General features: G+C 45.9%; 15 protein-coding genes. 1 reads left to right on the plus strand and 14 read right to left on the minus strand.

What is annotated here, in order from left to right; all coding sequences use genetic code 11:
• Nucleotides 1-57 precede the first annotated feature (57 nt).
• The 12 genes from QMD66_01050 to murJ form a co-directional block, all read right to left on the minus strand.
• Nucleotides 58-765: a diacylglycerol kinase gene (locus QMD66_01050; protein ID MDI6821459.1), complete on the minus strand. Its 708-nt coding sequence runs from the start codon at nucleotides 763-765 to the stop codon at nucleotides 58-60.
• Nucleotides 762-1214 carry an rRNA maturation RNase YbeY gene (gene ybeY, locus QMD66_01055; GenBank protein MDI6821460.1) on the minus strand — a complete coding sequence of 151 codons (453 nt, stop codon included), beginning with the start codon at nucleotides 1212-1214 and terminating at the stop codon, nucleotides 762-764. The genes QMD66_01050 and ybeY overlap by 4 nt, the downstream gene beginning before the upstream one ends.
• Entirely contained in the window at nucleotides 1195-3303 is a 2109-nt protein-coding gene (locus QMD66_01060) for an HDIG domain-containing protein (GenBank protein MDI6821461.1), read from the minus strand. The genes ybeY and QMD66_01060 overlap by 20 nt, the downstream gene beginning before the upstream one ends.
• A complete protein-coding gene (locus QMD66_01065) occupies nucleotides 3290-4246 on the minus strand; it encodes a PhoH family protein (GenBank protein MDI6821462.1) in 957 nt (318 codons plus the stop codon). The genes QMD66_01060 and QMD66_01065 overlap by 14 nt, the downstream gene beginning before the upstream one ends.
• 82 nt (nucleotides 4247-4328) lie before the next feature.
• A complete protein-coding gene (locus tag QMD66_01070) occupies nucleotides 4329-4775 on the minus strand; it encodes a GatB/YqeY domain-containing protein (GenBank protein ID MDI6821463.1) in 447 nt (148 codons plus the stop codon).
• A 121-nt stretch (nucleotides 4776-4896) separates the two neighbouring features.
• Entirely contained in the window at nucleotides 4897-5241 is a 345-nt protein-coding gene (locus QMD66_01075) for a histidine triad nucleotide-binding protein (GenBank protein MDI6821464.1), read from the minus strand.
• 228 nt (nucleotides 5242-5469) lie between these two features.
• A complete protein-coding gene (gene mtaB / locus QMD66_01080) occupies nucleotides 5470-6753 on the minus strand; it encodes a tRNA (N(6)-L-threonylcarbamoyladenosine(37)-C(2))-methylthiotransferase MtaB (GenBank protein ID MDI6821465.1) in 1284 nt (427 codons plus the stop codon).
• Nucleotides 6754-7014: 261 nt separating this feature from the next.
• Entirely contained in the window at nucleotides 7015-7704 is a 690-nt protein-coding gene (locus QMD66_01085; GenBank protein MDI6821466.1) for a serine O-acetyltransferase, read from the minus strand.
• Between the two features lie 153 nt (nucleotides 7705-7857).
• Entirely contained in the window at nucleotides 7858-8619 is a 762-nt protein-coding gene (locus QMD66_01090; GenBank protein MDI6821467.1) for a 16S rRNA (uracil(1498)-N(3))-methyltransferase, read from the minus strand.
• Nucleotides 8620-8692: 73 nt separating this feature from the next.
• Nucleotides 8693-9796, minus strand: coding sequence for a heat-inducible transcriptional repressor HrcA (hrcA, locus tag QMD66_01095; GenBank protein ID MDI6821468.1), 1104 nt, complete (start codon nucleotides 9794-9796; stop codon nucleotides 8693-8695).
• 185 nt (nucleotides 9797-9981) lie between these two features.
• Nucleotides 9982-11778, minus strand: coding sequence for a translation elongation factor 4 (gene lepA, locus QMD66_01100; protein MDI6821469.1), 1797 nt, complete (start codon nucleotides 11776-11778; stop codon nucleotides 9982-9984).
• Nucleotides 11779-13431, minus strand: a complete 1653-nt coding sequence (gene murJ / locus QMD66_01105; GenBank protein ID MDI6821470.1) for a murein biosynthesis integral membrane protein MurJ — start codon at nucleotides 13429-13431, stop codon at nucleotides 11779-11781.
• A gap of 177 nt (nucleotides 13432-13608) precedes the next feature.
• On the opposite strand from murJ, the gene rpsT reads away from it, so the two are divergent.
• Nucleotides 13609-13869, plus strand: a complete 261-nt coding sequence (gene rpsT, locus QMD66_01110) for a 30S ribosomal protein S20 (protein MDI6821471.1) — start codon at nucleotides 13609-13611, stop codon at nucleotides 13867-13869.
• Nucleotides 13870-14046: 177 nt separating this feature from the next.
• Here rpsT and holA read toward each other — a convergent pair whose 3' ends face one another.
• Together holA and QMD66_01120 are read right to left on the minus strand one after the other, a co-directional pair.
• Nucleotides 14047-15090 carry a DNA polymerase III subunit delta gene (gene holA, locus QMD66_01115; protein MDI6821472.1) on the minus strand — a complete coding sequence of 348 codons (1044 nt, stop codon included), beginning with the start codon at nucleotides 15088-15090 and terminating at the stop codon, nucleotides 14047-14049.
• Nucleotides 15091-15324: 234 nt separating this feature from the next.
• Nucleotides 15325-17817 carry a DNA internalization-related competence protein ComEC/Rec2 gene (locus QMD66_01120; protein ID MDI6821473.1) on the minus strand — a complete coding sequence of 831 codons (2493 nt, stop codon included), beginning with the start codon at nucleotides 17815-17817 and terminating at the stop codon, nucleotides 15325-15327.
• Between the last annotated feature and the right edge of the window lie 164 nt (nucleotides 17818-17981).

Here is a 17981-nt window from a genome sequence, read left to right on the forward strand (position 1 = left end):
ATCTGTAATTTTGATTTTTGCACTTTGATTTTTGCATTCACTTGGCAAGGCATATCACTATAGATGAAAAAGTTGGAAAATTAGAGCCGTGACCAGGATACCTAGGGCAGCACCGGTCAAAACCTCGATATAAGAATGAATACCATATTCCATCCTACTATGGAATACCAGTAGTGCCAGGAGGAAACCTAGAGTGGCTATGAGAACATTGTTGCTAATAAAAGCGATGGCTGTAAAGAGACAACCGGCAAGAGCACTATGCCCGCTGATCATTCCCCCTCGAAGAAAGCTCTTCTCCCCAATCCAGGCTTTCACCGCAATTGAAAGTAAGATTACAAGCAAAATTCCAATGCAAGTTATGTGAATGGGTGAATGTCTTACAGCCTGCAATATCCTCAAGGTATAAGGATTTAGCCTTTTGAAAAATATCAGATAGCCGAGAAAAACAGCGTTTAAGCTGGCAACAAGCACAGCAGCAGCCGCTACATCCTTGGCGATCTTTGCCAGAGGATCGAAGGTTGTGGTCACGACATCGATGGCAAATTCAATGGCGGTGTTAATAAGCTCGGTTATGAACACCAAGGAGATGGCGAAGAGCAAAGCCATAAATTCAAGGCGACTTACGTTTAAAACGAGACTTGCCCCGAGCACAATCGCAGCCACGAAGAAATGAATTCTCATATTCCTTTGGCTCTTAAGGACATAGATTATGCCATCGATGGCATAGTTAAAGCTCTTTAAAAGAGAGCGATTCTTCGTCTTCATTTTCGGATCCGTCGCCTCTTAAAAAAGCGAGATAAAATTTCCCTCTCTCGATCCCTCATAAGCTTGGCTTTCTTGCGTTCCTCATGATCGTAGCGGAGCAGGTGCAATATGCCGTGAACCAGCAACAAACACAATTCCTCGACGATGGATTGGCCATATTTTTTTGCCTGATGTTCTGCGATTTGAGGACAAATTACAACATCGCCCAAAAATTTTGGAAAGGAAGTTTTGGGGGTCTCCTCTAACAAGGGAAAGGAAAGGACATCCGTCGGTTCATCGATACCTCTATACTTCAAATTCAAATTACGGATTGCCGTTTGATCCACCAAAGCTACACTCAATTCCACGGGTGGTTCAACACCCTCACAAAGCAACGTATAACGAGCTAAGTCCCGGAGTAAACCCAAATTAACAGGGACCTCGGACTGGTTACTTACGAGGATTTCCATGAGAATCTCCCGACTTCCCAAGACCCTTTTCAGGAGGATATCCATAGGATATACGAGTGTGATAAATACTCGTCAACTCATTGACAAAGGCTTGCGTAACCTTTTCCAAATCACTCAAGGTAAGATGGCTTTCATCAAGCTGACCATCCTCAAGTTTATTGCGGGTGATCTTTCTTATTAGTTGCTCAAGACGAGCGGGGGAGGGCTTGGAAATGGTTCTAGCAGCGGCTTCTACGGAATCCGCGAGCATAACAAAGGCAGCCTCTGGAGTCTGCGGTTTTACTCCGGAGTATCGAAAATCCGCCTCGCAAACTTGTTCCTTCTCCACCTTCTCTTTAGCCCGATGGAAAAAATAACTGACTAAACTCGTCCCATGATGTTCACGGATGATATCGATGATCTCCTTTGGTAATCTACGTTTCTTAGCTAGCTCTACCCCTTCTTTGACGTGAGCGGTTATTATCAAGCAACTTAAGTTTGGATTTGTCCTATCGTGAGGATTCTCTCCCCCAAGCTGATTCTCCGTGAAGAAGAAAGGACGCTTCATTTTGCCGATATCATGGTAGTATGCGCCCACCCGAGCGAGTAAAGGATTCACACCCACGCCCTCAGCAGCTGCTGCTGCAAGATTTCCCGTTACCACACTGTGATTATATGTTCCCGGTGCCTTCATCATCAACTCCCGCAAAAGAGGGTTATTTGGATTGGAGAGCTCGAGAAGGCGAATATCGGTGGTGATATGGAAGGCGGATTCCAGGAAAGGCAACGTCCCTATGGTCAACACCCCGGAAAGGAATCCGCTGACCAGTCCCATACTACAACTGAATAGAGTCTCCCGCAAAGTTAGACCAGCTATAAAGCTCACAGCGAAGCACAGATAAAATAAACTCAAGCTGACTAAAAGAGCGGCCCGTGTAAGATCACCGCGGTGAGAGATGCGAGAGACCATATATATTGCAAAAAGTCCACTTAACACAGCCACTATTACATATTGCAGACTCTCCGTCATTACCCCGGTGAGCAATCCACTCAATAAAAGCATAACTAGGGCAGCTTGAGGATTAAACAAAATGGTGGTGAGCATGGCAATTCCGGCGATGGGAATGAGATATGGTGAAAAGAAGGGGATTACAATCTTTGCCATCAAAACCGCCATGGTCAATAATATTCCCAAAAGAAAGATCAACCGAGTGCTGTCGAAGATCTTCCTTTGATACTTGTAAAGATAGATGCCAAAGGCCCCAAGCACACTTAAAACGAGTAGAGCAAGACCCGATATCTTTTTTGCTCCGGCGCCCGTGAGTAGCCCTAATTTCCTTAAAATTTTAAATTGTTGCTCGGAGACGATTTCGCCCTCCCTTACGACTATTTCTCCCTTCATCTTCTTTACGATATAGGGTTTAACCATAGCCGCCGCTTGTCTCCGCAATTTCTGAGTTTCCTTGGAGTTAAAAAGATAGTTAGCCTCCAAGAAAACCGAACCCACTTCGGCTATGACCTTATCTTTGTCTCTCCCGAAGCGGAGTTCGCTGGCAATTGCATGCAACTCTCCCTTCCTGGTCGCTAAATCCTCCTTCTTGACGTGGCCATGCATTAACCCAGTCACGATTTCAACTGTCTTAGACTCCAGTCGGTTTAACTCTTCATCTGTGAGATTAAGACAGGTCTTCAAGATATCCCCGGAAATTATCGGTCCGAATTTGTTACGAAGCAAATCGAGTCGGGCTTTGGGTGTTAAAGTCTGATCCGATTTCGCCCCACGCACAGAATTGAAGAAATCCCGGATATTTCCCTCAACGCGTGGCAATGCTGATGCATCGTACTTGTAAACCTTCTTTACACCTTCATAGGCCTTCCTGCGCAGAGTCTCCGTCCTTGCTGCATCCTCAAATTCGATGGTTCGAGGTGCTTTAATGGTTGAGGGACTAGGCTTTCCGATTTTGATGCGGCCGATTCCTTGAGGGAAAAAACTCACGGAGAGAATGGTGGTCAAAGCCACGAAGAAGAGTAATGCCAACACAACATATTTAAAAATGGGAATCTCTGAAAGATCTTTGATAGCCTTTTTAAATTTATTAACGCCTATCATGAATATCCCCCAAAACTGAAGGGGCTTTTTTGCTCTCCTCAAAATTTTTATAAGCCTCTACGATCCTTTGGACAATCTTATGGCGCACCACATCACGCGCGGTGAGATGAATAAAGCTGATACCCTCTATCTTCAAGAGAATTTTCTCCACAATTATGAGCCCCGATTGTTGACCGTGGGGAAGATCAATCTGTGTTACATCTCCAGTTACCACTATCTTCGAGCCAAAGCCCAACCTCGTCAGGAACATCTTTATCTGCTCGGGAGTGGTATTTTGAGCCTCGTCAAGGAGGATGAATGAATCGTTTAGAGTTCTCCCCCTCATGAACGCCAGGGGGGCAACTTCGATGGTGCGTTGATCCATGAGTCTTCGGATTTCTTCTGCGTCCATCATATCGTAGAGAGCATCGTATAAAGGTCTCAAGTATGGGTCGATCTTCTCATATAGGTCGCCAGGTAAAAATCCCAGTTTCTCTCCGGCCTCAACGGCTGGACGGGTGAGGATAATTCGCCCAATGGCTTTACTCTTTAGTGCCTGAACCGCCATGGCCATTGCCAGATAGGTCTTACCTGTACCGGCCGGTCCAATCACAAAGGTAATCGTGCTATTCCGCATGGAATCAACGTATTTTTTCTGTCCAATGGTCTTTGGTCCGATGGCTTTGCCTCGATGAACAAGAATGGTGTCTGAAAAGACCTCGGAAGGAGGAATCTCCTCCTCACTGCGAAGGAGCTCGACGGCATGACTTACGCTTTGTGGGGTAAGACACTGTCCCTGAGCCAGAACGTTCAGGAGCTCTCGGAAAAGATTGGCGACAATTCGAATTTCCTCCCGATCACCCGTGATCGTTATCTCATTTCCCCTGACGAGAATATTGCTTCTTCTAAACTGCTCCTCTATAATTTTGAGCAATTCATCACGATGCCCCAAAAGATCAACCATGGATTGATCACTGGGGACGGATATCTTGACTTCCTTCGATTTCTTCAACGCTGAAAACCTCTCTTAATATCTACCTATTATATCACGCCTCCAACATCTCCCGTGTCATCTCACTAACTTTTTTCTTATCGGCTCTGCCCACTATCTTGGGTATTATAGCGCGCATCACCTTCCCCATATCCCTGGGACCCTTCGCCTCCACCTCTGAAATCGTCTCCTTTATGAGCGCCTTGATTTCCTCCTCAGACAGCGGAGGAGGCAGATACGCTCTTAAGACATCCGCCTCAAATCTCTCTTTTTTAGCATGACTTTGCTGTCCCACTCTTTCGTACTCTTCAGCAGCTTCTTCCCACTTCTTCATTTCCCTCGCGATGATCTCTATTACTTCCTCCTCCGCTAACTCTCCCCTCTTCTCTATTTCGGCATTGTGAATCTCCGAAAGAAGCATCCTGAGTGCCGATAGTCTATCATGATCCCGATTTTTTAGAGCTTCTTTCGTATCCGCTTCGATCCTTTCCTTCAACTTCAAGTTAATACACCCCCTTGTTTAGTCGGTAGTTTATTAGTCGGTAGTTGCTTAGTCGGTAGTTGGGAGCGAGAAAATCTTTACATCACACTCCCGACTCCCCACTACCGACTACAAACTGTAGTTAGCCTAGGAGTCCGGGTAGCTTCTTCCCACCAAGAAGATGAAAATGCAGATGTTCTATTTCCTGACCAGCTTCAGCCCCGACATTGGAAATTAATCTGAAACCCTTATCGGCGATTCCCTCCTTTGAAGCAACCTCCTTAGCGGTAAGGAAAATATCCGTAACTATCCGGGCATCTTCCCTGTTTACTCGCTCCATGGGATTAATATGCTTTTTGGGAACCAACAATATATGAACGGGAGCTTGGGGATTGATATCCCGAAAGGCGATAACCCTCTCGCCCTCAAAAACGATTTGGCTGGGAATCTCACCCCGAACAATCTTGCAAAATATGCACTCAGCCATAATATCAACCCCTTTCATATATTTAATTCAAAATTTAAAACTCAAAATGCAAAATAACAAAGTAAAATTCAAAATTGAACGCTTGCCAGACGGGTCCCTATCTAGAAAATCCGACGTCCGAGTGCTCATAATCTTTCGACTTTGGGCTGGAGACCCGGGACTTAAAATGATTTTGGATTTTGATCTGTAATTTTGATTTTTGATTTTTGCATTTTAAATTCAGAAATTTCAAATTCTGTACTTTGACCCCACCCTTTGATATAGAAGTTTGCCATATAAGCATCCATTTTCTGCTTGTAAAGTATGGACTGTCATTAACTTTCCTTTAAGCTCTGCTGGTCCTTCAAAATATACTCGAATGTAATTGTCGGTGAGCCCGGTTAAAACTCCATTGTGGATCCGCTCCACCAGTACCTCCAAATCTCTCCCCACAAATTCTTTGACGAATTCGGCAGCTAGAACTCTATTTAAATCGAGCAATTCTGCCGATCTCTTCTCTTTCACCTCCGGTGGAATCTGATTGGGAAGAGAAGCGGCAACCGTTTCCTCACGGGGAGAGAACTTGAACACATGAGTCTTTCTGAACCTCACTTCCATCATTAAATCCCTGGTTCGATGGAATTGCTCCTCCCCTTCCCCGGGAAATCCAACCATCACATCGGTGGTGATGGCGATCTCTGGGATGTTCTCCCTTATCTCTCGAATGATCTGAAGATACTCCTCACGCTTGTAATCCCTATTCATGGACCTTAATATCTCGTTATCTCCGCTTTGAAGGGGAATATGGAGATGTCTGCAGAATTTTGGAGAAGATGCCATGAGTGCAATTAGCTCTGGTGTAATCTCCTTAACCTCTAAAGAGCTAAGTCGAATTCTAGCCAGGGGCATCCGGGCCAGAGCAGCTAAGAGTTTAACGAGGTTGGTCTCAGTCGGTAAATCCACACCATACTTGCCCAAACGAATTCCCGTGACCACTACTTCTTTGACACCGCTTTGAATCAGCCCTTCAACTTCGTTGAGGATTTCCTCCTCTTGCCTACTGGAAATGGTACCCCTAACGTAAGGAACAATACAGTACGAACAAAATTGATTGCATCCGTCTTGAATTTTCACCAAAGCCCGAGTGTGTAACCGTTGAGGTTCACCACTTTCAACGCCTGAGATGGAGAGCTTCTCGACGATTAACTGAGCCAACCGAGTTTTCTCCCTATTTGGCACCGCGAGGTCGACACCGGGAATTTCCCAAATCTCGATTGGGTTTCTGTCAACATAGCAACCGGTGACCACAACAAAGCCCGATGGATTTCTCCTCACAGCTTGTCTTATCTTCTTGCGACACTTGCGATCGCTGGTACTGGTAACGGTGCAGGTATTGATGACATAAACATCTGCCTCTTCCGAGAAATCCACGAGTTCAAATCCTCGGCTTAAGAATTCTTTAATCATCGTCTCGGTCTCATACTGATTTACCTTACAACCCAGCGTATAAAAAGCTACCTTGGGCACCTTCATCCCCTTCTCCACTTCGATTATAGCAACTTCATAAGTGAGTCATAAAACCACAAACTTCTGCTCAGGGCCGCTTGCAGAGCAAGTGTGAGCGACGGCGTCGTGAGCGCAATTCGAGCAGCTGCGGCAAATTGACTTAGGGAAGCGGATGTCGATTTCGCACTGCAACAGTAAGAGCAGCCCAAAGCGAACCCGAAGCTCAAGGGCGGCCCTTTGAGCACTTTGCAATGAAAATTGTGACCCAGCTACAAACTTCGAATGGGTTCAATTCCACGGCTTCCCGCGCTTTTGCTTTTTAACCCTCTCACAGCTGCGTAAACGCTTCTCCAGCTCCTCAAGTTTTCTTTTCAGTTCTTCATTTTCCTTCCGAAGAAGCTTAAGTTCTCCTTCAATACCTTGCTTACCTTCGGCGGCGGTTCGTTCCCCGCCGATTCGCACAATCCTGCCCGGAATCCCAACTACCACGGCATTTGGTGGAACCGATTCCAAAACTATGGAGTTCGCTCCAATGATGGAATTTTCACCCACTGTGATGGGTCCCAGAATTTGAGCTCCACTAAATAATCGAACGCCACCACCTATCTTTGGCCATCCATCTGGAATGCCGGGCATGACAACACCCTTTCCGCTCCCACCCAGCGTGACTCCCTGCGATATCCAGACATCCTTTCCAATCTTCACCCCTCTACCTATGACCACCCCAGAGGTGTGGTAAATTCGACAGCCGGGTCCGATCTCCGCCGCGGGGTCGATGTCAGCACCGTTTAAGAAAAGATTTAATCTGCTCAGTAAATCGGGGAGTAAGGGAATCCGCTTCTTGTAAAGTAAATGATAGAATCGGTACAAAATGAGGGCTTGGACACCAGCTCTACAGAACAAAAGCTGTAAAATTTTCCCAAAGGATGGTTTCTCTCCCTTCAAAAATTGGATATCGCCTCGTATACTTCCAATCAACTCAATCACCTTGAACAAAATTGGACTATTAACGAGTTAGGTTTACATTTATACATTCGAGGCACTTCACCCCGACCATGGTGTTAACCCATCTTGTTAATAATACATTTTTTGATCTTTGCATTTTAAATTTTTCACCGGGCTATCGACAGTTTATGCTAATTTGCCCAATTCATAAAGGACGATGGCTAACCCCACTATGCTTGCCGTCTCCGTACGCAGGATTAAATTCCCCAACGTCACTGTTTGACCACCAATATCCCTAATCGCCAACACCTCTTCTTCAGTTAACCCACCCTCGGGACCAATGACCATGGCAACCTTCTCGGGCATGCCGCGCCTACCGGCGGACAAACGATCATTTAAAACCTCTCGTACCGATGCCTTTTTCTCCTCTTCCCAGAAGATCAAGATCGAGTCGAAATTTGGCAGCAATTCAAGGGATTGAACCAAGGATATCGGCTCTGATACCTCGGGAAGAGTAGCTCTTTGACACTGCTTTGCAGCTTCTAAGGCGATCCTTCGCCAGCGCTGTACCCGATTTCCATCCTTGATGGCATTGAGCTTTACAACCGTGCGCTCCATGACCACGGGGACAATTTTAAAAACCCCAAGTTCAGTGGCCTTTTGGACGATGAAATCCATCTTGGGTCCCTTGGGAAGTCCTTGAAAAAGAGCAACATGCGGAGGGAGGCTCTCTTGAACCTGATGTTTTAAAATTCGGGTTATTACCTCCTGCTTCCCTATCCTGATAATTTGAGTTTCATAAACGGATCCTCTCCCATCACAGACGATGACATTCTCTCCGGGCTTAAGCCTCAATACGTTTCTGATGTGGTTCACATCATCGCCAACGATACAGATTTCCAAACCTTGAATGTTTTTGGGGGGAACAAAAAATCTAGGCTCGGTCATTTCCTTCCAATAAAAAGTCCACCCCCTCTTTAGATAGTCACGCGCAGGTGGACCATTGAACATCATTGAACATTTAAGCGTGCAAAGATTCTAAAATGCGGCTTAAATTCTGAGCAATACACTCTACAGCGGAAATTGCCCTGGGATAATTCATTCGAGTTGGGCCCAAAATTCCCAGCGTGCCAAGGGTTTGACCACCAGCATGGTAACCCGTCGCCACCAAACTATAATCTTGCATCTCCACGGCTTCGTTTTCCGATCCTATCCTCACTATGACTTTACTTACCCACCTGCCTCTGCCTGCTTGCCCGGCAGCCGAGTGAGGCGAGGCAGCTAGGGAGCTTAGCGATGGCGGGCAGGCTTCCAGAGCTTCACCGAGAAGTTGAAGTAATATATAACCCTGTTCTAAAGTCTTCAATAAATTCTGAATTCTCTCCAAGCTTTCAAACTCAGGTTGACGGAGAATATTGGCAGTTCCTCCCAAATATATCCTTTCCCTTTCTTCCTGCATCAAAGAGTCAAGGATTTTATCGATTATTCCCTGTACCAAACCACTCTGCTGTGGAAGAAGGTCTGCAAATTCCCTTCTCTTTTGAGAGATTTCATATAAATTCAGGTCGGCGAGTTTTCTATTAAGGACCCTTTCCACCCTTGAAAGTTTCCTCTGGTTTATGGAGCGATCCATCTCCAATACCCGCTTTGCTACACAACCGGTATCGGTGATTAAAACCATTAATACGCTGTGAGGACAAAGAGATATTAAATCCAGATGCTTTAATGAACTTTTCCTCAGGGCGGGACCGAATACCACCGCTACGTAATTGGTGAGTTGGGATAAGAGTTGAGATGTCTCCCGCATTAAATCTTCCATCTCTTTGTTCAATTGTGTGTAGAAAAGATGAATCGATCTTTTCTCAACCGGACTTAAACCCTCGCTTCCCATTAAGCTATCCACATAATAGCGGTATCCCCTGTCGGTGGGGATTCTCCCCGCTGAAGTGTGTGGCTGCCAGAGGTATCCCATCTCCTCCAGCTCTGCCAATTCATTCCGCACCGTGGCCGGACTCACCCCCAATTGGTATTGCTCAACGAGTCTAAGTGAACTTACCGGTTCGGCGGTGAGGATGTAGTTGTGAACCACAGCGTAAAGTATGAGCTTTTTGCGGCTATCCAGCATCTTACCCCTTCCCTCTCAGGTGCTATTTGCATTATACCCAAGAATTTCAGCACTGTCGACGCCACGAATTGCCTCACCTAAAATGTACATCAAATCCAATCGTTGCCTCAAATAAAAAAGTGCTTGAAATGGATTGGAGGTTCAATGAAGCTCATTGAGAAGACAAGGGTGGGACTTCATAAGTCTTACTTCTTCAGTTTGAGGATTGAAAGGAAAGCTTCGGGGGGTACTTCGACCCTTCCCACTCGCTTCATCCTCTTCTTACCTGCCTTTTGCTTCTCCAACAATTTCCTCTTCCTCGTCACATCTCCACCGTAGCATTTGGCGATGACGTCCTTGCGTCGAGCCTTTATGGTTTCACGAGCGATTATCTTATTTCCAATGGCGGCTTGGATGGGAACTTCAAAGAGTTGACGGGGAATGATCTCCCTCAAACGCTTCACCTGCTCCCTGCCACAAGCATATGCTTTGGTCTTATGGATGATGCGGGATAAAGCATCCACGGGCTGCCCCGCTATGAGGAGATCCAACTTCACCAAGGGGGATTCGCGAAAGCCAACGTGTTCATAGTCAAAGGAAGCATATCCTCTGGTCCTCGATTTCAACTGATCGAAAAAGTCGAGCAAAATTTCACTTAGAGGGAGATGATAATGGACCTCCACGCGGCTCTGGCTCAAATATTGCATGTTTTTGAACTCCCCCCGCTTTTCCTGGCAAAGTTCCATAATGGCTCCCAGATGCTCAGGGGGAGTCAAAATCACCGCGGATACGAAAGGTTCCTCTATCTTAGCGATCTCCGCCAAGGGAGGAAAATTGGCTGGATTCCTTAAGTTCAATACCTCGCCATTCTTCTTGGTCACCCTATAAGCCACGCTGGGCGTCGTTGCCAGAAGTTCCAGATCATACTCCCTTTCCAATCTCTCCTTCACTATTTCCATGTGAAAAAGCCCAAGAAAACCAGATCTAAAACCGAACCCCAAAGCGTGAGAGGTCTCAGGATGGTAAACAAAGGAGGGATCACTCAACCTCAGCTTCTCCAGAGCATCCTTTAGACTCTCATAATCGCCCTCCACCGGGTATAAACCGCAAAACACCATGGGTTTTACCTCCTTATACCCACTTAATGGCTCCCATGCCGGATTATCAACACAGGTGATGGTGTCACCGACCTTTGTATACTTGGGATCCTTTATCCCCGCGATGACATATCCCACCTCGCCCACCGAAAGTTCGGAAGTAGGTTGCATATCGGGTCGAAAAATTCCAACCTCTTCTACCTCACCAATTTTTGAGGTTGCCATCATCTTTACCCTCATACCGGGCTTGATAATCCCATCTACCACTCTAATGAAGACGATGACTCCCCTGTAAAAATTGAATAGTGAATCGAAGATGAGAGCCCTTAAGGGAGCATCTGGATCTCCAGAAGGGGGAGGAATCTTCCTCGCGATTGCTTCCAAAATTTGAGGTACTCCCAGACCGGTTTTGGCGCTTACAAGGAGAGCATCACCGACGTCGATGCCCAGAGCCTCCTTAATTTCCCGTTTCACCCGCTGTGGATTGGCGTTTGGAAGATCTATTTTATTGATCACGGGTATGATCACCAAATTATTCTCCAGAGCCAAAAGGGTGTTGGCCACCGTCTGGGCTTCCACACCTTGAACAGCGTCCACCACGAGCAACGCTCCCTCGCAGGCGGCGAGACTCCTCGAAACTTCATAGGTGAAATCGACATGTCCCGGGGTATCGATGAGATTCAAAATGTATTCTTTACCATCCTCGGCGGTATAAAGCAATCGCACAGCCTTAGCCTTGATGGTCACTCCTCTCTCCCGCTCCAAATCCATCCTATCCAATACCTGCTCCACCATCTCCTGCTCTTGGATGGTATGGGTGAGCTCGAGGAGGCGATCGGCGAGCGTGGATTTGCCGTGGTTAATATGGGCGATGATCGAGAAATTTCGAATATGTCTGGAGTCCACCTACGGTCTTCCCTTCAACCGAGTCACCATCAGTTGGTAAGCGAAGTGCAATTCTTCGATCTTCAAAAGTATAGCCACCCCTATGTAAATGATGACACCGAGCAAAATACCCACTCCAAGGGAGAGTATCTGCCCCAAAAGAGAGACGCCAACATAAAGGACCGTGACTCTCCAACCATAGAAGGCGACCACACCGAGGATGATGGAGGCAAATGAGATTTTAGCGAAGGAGATGGCTATCTTTTTGCCACCCATACCGCCGAGTCTTCGCCTTAAAATCTCCATCAAGACAACGAGGTTAAACAGGCAAACCAGAGAGGTGGAAAGGGCGATTCCTCCGTGTGCATATCCAAGCCAGGAAAGAGAAGATGGCAAGTCTATGAGTTTGGCAAAGATGGGTAAATAAATCATGAAAAACCAATCTCCAAAATAATTCACGATTATGGAAAGTCCAGCTACAACCATCGGCGTAAAGGTATCCTTCAGAGAATAAAAGGCTCGATTAACGAGGTGTAATTCTCCGGCGGCGAAAAGCCCCACCGCGTAATAGAATAGAGCCGATGCGGTGAGGAGCGTAGCCGTTGGAGTGAACCTTCCCCTTTCAAAGAGGAGTCGAATGATGGGTATGCCCAAGGTCATCAGACCCACCGATGCGGGCAGTATGATGAGACAAAGGGTTCTTATTCCAATAGAAAGAGAATTTTTGAGTCCTTGGATATCATTTCGAGCCGCCTGGCGAGAAAAGGTGGGAAACAATACGGTGGAGATGGCTATGGCAAAGAGTCCCAGGGGAAGTTGCCAAAGCCTGATGGCATATCCCAAGCTTGCCACACTACCGGTGATCAACCGTGAGGCAAATCGAGTATCCACGATGGTATTTATATCAACGCTGGCGAGACTGATGACCACGGGAACCAGGAGAGCACCTACCTCTCTCACCCCAGGATGGTGCCAATTAAATATCAGAGAATACCTAGCACCTCTGCCTGAGGTGAAGGGAATTTGCATCAGGAATTGAAAGAGGCTACCTACGACGATGCCCAATGCCAAACTAACGACTCCCATCTTAGGAGCTAAAAACACAATGCAGGCAATGATAATGAAATTCCATAACACTGGAGATAAAGCGGGGGCCGTAAAATGTTCATAAGAGTTGAGAATTCCCATAACCACACCGGCCAATGCCATGAACAAAACCGATGGAAAAAGTATCCTGGTCATGATCAGAGCAAGTTTAAAGGTCTGTGGCTTGTTGGTAAAGCCGGGGGCTAGGATTGAAATGAGTTGAGGAGCGAAGATCATTCCCAATCCAAGAAAAAGGCAGAGTATGAGCACCATGAGATTGATAACCGAACTGCATACTTCCCAGGCGCCTTTCCTGTCTCCCCTAGCGAGATAGGAGGTAAAAACGGGAATAAAAGCAGAACCAATGGCGGCATCCGCGAGAAGCATTCGGAAAAGATTTGGTAAGATGAAAGCCACTCGGTAGGCATCGATCTGAACGTGAGCACCAAAATAAGCCGCCATAACCTGCTCTCTCACCAGACCAAAAATTCGAGATAGCAGGGTGGCGGCCATAACTATGACCGCTGCCGTGGCCAATTTTGGGACACGGGCGGAATATTCTTGCTCGGATATCTCCATTTCATCCATATTTCCGCTTTCGATGGTATTGATGACTTATTATATCATTGAAGTTTTTTGCGAAAAAGAAAGATATGAAACCTGCAGCATTATCCAATCGACACGGGATCAGCATTGCGAGCATTCTCTTGAATGATGGGAAAAGATATGGTAGACTCATAAAGATAAAAAGGAGGAGGTCAAAGGGTGGCTCAAATAAAATCTCAGATCAAAAGGATAAGACAGGCAGAGAAACGACGGTTGAGGAATAAAAGCGTCAAGTCCGCCATTAAAACCCATATTTCCAAGTTTAATGAGGCCGTTGAGTCCAAGGATAAAGATTCGGCGAAGGAAGCTCTGGGGAAAGCGATAAAGGCTTTGGATAAAGCGGTATCCAAGGGCGTCATTCATCTCAATAGCGCTGCGAATAAAAAATCAAAACTCGTGAAAAAATTCAACACCCTCTAGGGGGTCAGACCTCCCCAAGTATCTTGACCAGCAAGCCTAAATTCAAAATCCTAAATCCTAAACCTTATTTCATTTTGTTTTGGACCTTTGAATTTTGAACATTAGATATTGTTTAGTGCTTAGTATTTTGAAACCTGTCCTGAGCTTGTGAAGGATCAGAATTTAAGCTTAAGATAACTACTCCAAAATTTTGACAACCAAAGTTTCCAATATCAATCGGGGGTTCTTGTCGCTGCTCTTCATATCCAGATCCGCTTCCAATAAAAGTTCGTGAGCCCGTTTTAGCTGTTTGAACGAAAAGTTTCGACACTGTCGCTTGAGCCTTTCCACTACGAAAGAGGGAAGTTTTAATTCCCGCATTAACTGCTGATCGTTGGCTCCCCTTTCAAGAAGAACCTTCGCTTTAAGTAACAATCTAAACTGCCTAATAATCATGTGATAAATACGGGTAATGGTCTCTCCCCCTTTAAGAAGGCAATCCAAAGCGCTCAAGGCATGAGCCTCGTCCCGCCTTGAAATGAAATCCATCAGGTCAAAAATGGTTTCTTCGGGCGTTTTACCGGTCACATAATTTATATCCTCAATATCGAGCTCCCTCTTGTCATCGTAAAATAGGGAGATTTTTTCTATCTCGTTTGCAAGCCTGTTCAAGTCCTGACCAATGGTTTGAAAGAGAAATTCCGCCGCTGATTTGGTCACCACTTTCCCTTTTTTCAAAAATTGCTTTTTAATCCAGTTAGGATAATCTCTGAATAGGAGTTTATACTCATGAATCTCCCCAAATTTCTCAATGGCTTTGTAAAGTCTATCCGATTTGTCCAGCTTACCCGCGACCAAAACTAAACAGGCATGTTCAGAGGGATTTTTAAGATAGTCGGACAAAAACGATACTTCGGATGGAGAGAGTTTATCCGCATCCTTTACCACAACGAGACGCCTATGGGAGAGGAAGGGAACTGTCTGAGCCGCCTGGACCATGGTCGAGGTACTATCTTCCCCACCTCGAAATTCCACGTAGTTAAAATCGAGAGGAGCCTCCTTTGCAAAGCGTGCCTTTAACCTATCCAGAGCTTCCTCCAAAAGCAACTTTTCGCTCCCAAAGATGAGATAAACGGGCTTTAAGCCCTTAAGACCTCTTTGTGCTTTGGCATGATCTCTTTCCAAATTCAATATCTCCAACTCTCTAACGACTTCGGACAAATCTAATTTCTGGTGAACCATAATTACTGATTTCTTAAAGTGGGTGGGCTAAGGAGGCGACTGTGCAGCCGACCGTTAAGCGAGCGAGGTTCGAAGAGCTGCGGCAAATTGCGCCCCCGAAGGAGGTGCGGATAGCAATTTCGCACTCTGAGAACCGAGGGAGTAGGGAGGCAAAACCGGAGCCTCCAGTCCACCCATCTTTGGATAATCTTGCATTAAACAGCAAATTCTGAAATTATGACCCATGCACCTAATCTATTTCTCGGTAATAACTCGAAAATTTTTGCCATCGGTTGATATTGTAACATCTCCATCTCTATCCGTACGGTAAATTTTTGCCCCCAAGGATTTTAATTTCGCCAAAGTCGATCTGGCTGGATGACCAAAGGGATTACCCTCCCCCACGGAAATCACCGCCACCTGCGGTGATACCTCCTTTAAGAATTTAAAATCACCTCCATTGGCACTCCCATGGTGAGGCACTTTCAAAATGGTACAACGCAAGGCCCGCTTGCCGGAGGGGGAAGTATCCCCACAGTCCAAAAGCAGGGATTGCCCCTCCCTCTCAATGTCACCAGGGAATAAAAGCGAGAAATCACCATATATCAGCTTTAAAACCACGGAATTATTGTTCAGATCCGAATTTGTACCGGTCACAAATTGAGGACGTGGATGAAGAATCAAGATTTTGAGCTTCCGTTCCTTCGACCCTATCTCGAATTCCTGCCCCATTCGAGCCAAACGATAGCGTATGCCCCTCTGGTTTATTGTGGTCAAGAATTCTTTGTACAGGTGAGAAGTGTGAGGCTGTCCTCCGTCTAAGACCATCCCCACTTCAAAACCTTCAATTACTTCGGTTAAGCCCCCCAGATGATCCGCATGGGGGTGGGATAAAACCAATAAATCGATTTTTCGAATCCCCCTTGCAGCTAAGCTTCGCCGCATGCCACTCGGAGCTTCCCCGCCATCTATGAGTATGTTTTCGCCGCTTTGCATTCGTATGAGAGCTGCATCACCCTGTCCGACATCAAAGAAGGTTACCGTGAAATCCTTCGGAGGTGCGCTCTTTCCCACCTGCCACCATATAACTCCCACCATTAAAACCAATACCACTATGAGCAATCTCCCTGGACGGGTCTTCGTCTTGAAATTGAAATTCCTTGAGCGATCATCGGATTTTCGCCATCGTTTCGAGGAGTAAATCCCTGCTATGACGGCAAAATAATAAAAACAGATATTTAAGGAAGAAGGAGTTTCCCAATATATGGAGCTCGCAGGCAAAGAAGCAAAGAAAGATGTGATTTTAAGTACATATTCCAAAAGCAGACCGGTAACTTTAAAAATGGGGCAAGCCAGAAAGGGTGAGAAAATCGTCATAAAGCTGGCGGCAAGACCTAGCCCAAGAATAGGGGCAATGGCGGGGACCACAAATAGGTTACTCACTACCGCCACAAGGGAAAGCTCGTTGAAGTAATAAACCAGGATAGGAGCGACTCCCACCTGAGCGGCAATGGATAAGGAGAGTAGCTCGCTCACCCTCCTTGGAAATAATTCAACCAACTTAGAGTTTAGAGTGGGAGCGATAAGGATGATCGCCAAAGCCGCCATAAATGATAATTGAAAAGCTACATCGTATATGAGAAAAGGATTATAAATGAGTAGAATGAGAGCCGCCACGGCGATAGCTGAAAGTAGGTTTTTCTCCCTGCCCAGAAGCCATCCCAAAAGTCCCACCGCAATCATTATTGAAGCCCTGAGCACCGAAGGACGACAACCGGCGAGCAAAACGTAGAAAAGCATGAAGACAGCGATTAAAGCTGATCTGGCGATGGGATTGAGCCTTAAAATTGAACTCAACAGATAAGCAATTGTAGCAATCATCCCCAGATGTAGTCCAGATACCGCCAAAATGTGCATCACACCAGCCTTTCGGAAATCATCCTGAAGCGTTCCGGAGATGCGCGAACGATCTCCGAGCAGGAGACCGATGAGTAACCCAGCTTGATCCTTAGAGAGAAATGAGGAGGTTTGGCTTTTAACCCTGGTTCGAAATCCAGTTATGATGTTCTGGATTGGATTACTCGACATCTGGGTGAACTTTATAGATTTGCGCTCAACACAAGTTGTATCTACCACAAAAAGGGTTTGAATCCTTTTCCGATATAAATACCGAGCATAGTGGGGATGGACATTGGATACAAGTATGGGTTTGCCTTTAATCGTAAGTCTCTGACCCCCTTGTATCCTAAGGGAGCTGGAGTTCTTGACAATTACTTTTGTAAGCTCACGCGCTTTCAAACGCTGTTGGGAGGTATCGATGCTTTCCACCTTAAAATCAAAGTGCAATTGATCTCCTTTTAAACTTGGTTCACCGAGGACTGTGCCACCTATCACCACGCTTTTGCCTTCCCTAGCTAAAGAAACTAAAATGCTTCCTTCAAGGGAAGTGATCACCAAGGAAGTGAGGAATAAACCGAGGAGAAGGAAGACAAGAAATGGTATGAAATAGCCGAAATGGATGGGATAGAAACCATGTTCAGCAATAGACCCACCTGCCATGCCTGGGCTTTGGCGGGCAGACCCACCTGCCGGATGGACAAGCAAGAGATAAATCCCCAGCAAAATAAGGGAGAGAAGGACGAGTAAAAGTGAAAGAATGGGAGAGATTTTGAAAATGTCTTCCAAAACTATGCCTAAGATGAAGGCAAGGGTCAGAAAAAAGATTGGAGGAAAATCACACTGTTGCATGTCTACAAAGGGTCAGACCTCCTCACCCCCTTTGACCTGCCTGGATAAAAATCTATTTCAAATTCGAATCCCAAAATATCTTTTTAGATGATGTCATAGGATGAGTCACGGGATGAATAAGTAAAAATTCCAATTAAGATTTTATTGTGCCTGATAAAAGAGGT

It is taken from the genome of Actinomycetota bacterium, assembly GCA_030018275.1.
In the GTDB taxonomy this organism is placed as follows: domain Bacteria; phylum Actinomycetota; class Aquicultoria; order Subteraquimicrobiales; family Subteraquimicrobiaceae; genus Subteraquimicrobium.

What these genes read in the sequence shown, in the direction of transcription:
- QMD66_01050 (MDI6821459.1), bottom strand. Translation starts at nt 765, where the DNA reads ATGAAGACGAAGAATCGCTCTCTTTTAAAGAGCTTTAACTATGCCATC.
- ybeY (MDI6821460.1), bottom strand. Translation starts at nt 1,214, where the DNA reads ATGGAAATCCTCGTAAGTAACCAGTCCGAGGTCCCTGTTAATTTGGGT.
- QMD66_01060 (MDI6821461.1), bottom strand. Translation starts at nt 3,303, where the DNA reads ATGATAGGCGTTAATAAATTTAAAAAGGCTATCAAAGATCTTTCAGAG.
- QMD66_01065 (MDI6821462.1), bottom strand. Translation starts at nt 4,246, where the DNA reads ATGGTTGATCTTTTGGGGCATCGTGATGAATTGCTCAAAATTATAGAG.
- QMD66_01075 (MDI6821464.1), bottom strand. Translation starts at nt 5,241, where the DNA reads ATGGCTGAGTGCATATTTTGCAAGATTGTTCGGGGTGAGATTCCCAGC.
- mtaB (MDI6821465.1), bottom strand. Translation starts at nt 6,753, where the DNA reads ATGAAGGTGCCCAAGGTAGCTTTTTATACGCTGGGTTGTAAGGTAAAT.
- QMD66_01090 (MDI6821467.1), bottom strand. Translation starts at nt 8,619, where the DNA reads ATGACCGAGCCTAGATTTTTTGTTCCCCCCAAAAACATTCAAGGTTTG.
- hrcA (MDI6821468.1), bottom strand. Translation starts at nt 9,796, where the DNA reads ATGCTGGATAGCCGCAAAAAGCTCATACTTTACGCTGTGGTTCACAAC.
- murJ (MDI6821470.1), bottom strand. Translation starts at nt 13,431, where the DNA reads ATGGATGAAATGGAGATATCCGAGCAAGAATATTCCGCCCGTGTCCCA.
- holA (MDI6821472.1), bottom strand. Translation starts at nt 15,090, where the DNA reads ATGGTTCACCAGAAATTAGATTTGTCCGAAGTCGTTAGAGAGTTGGAG.
- QMD66_01120 (MDI6821473.1), bottom strand. Translation starts at nt 17,817, where the DNA reads ATGCAACAGTGTGATTTTCCTCCAATCTTTTTTCTGACCCTTGCCTTC.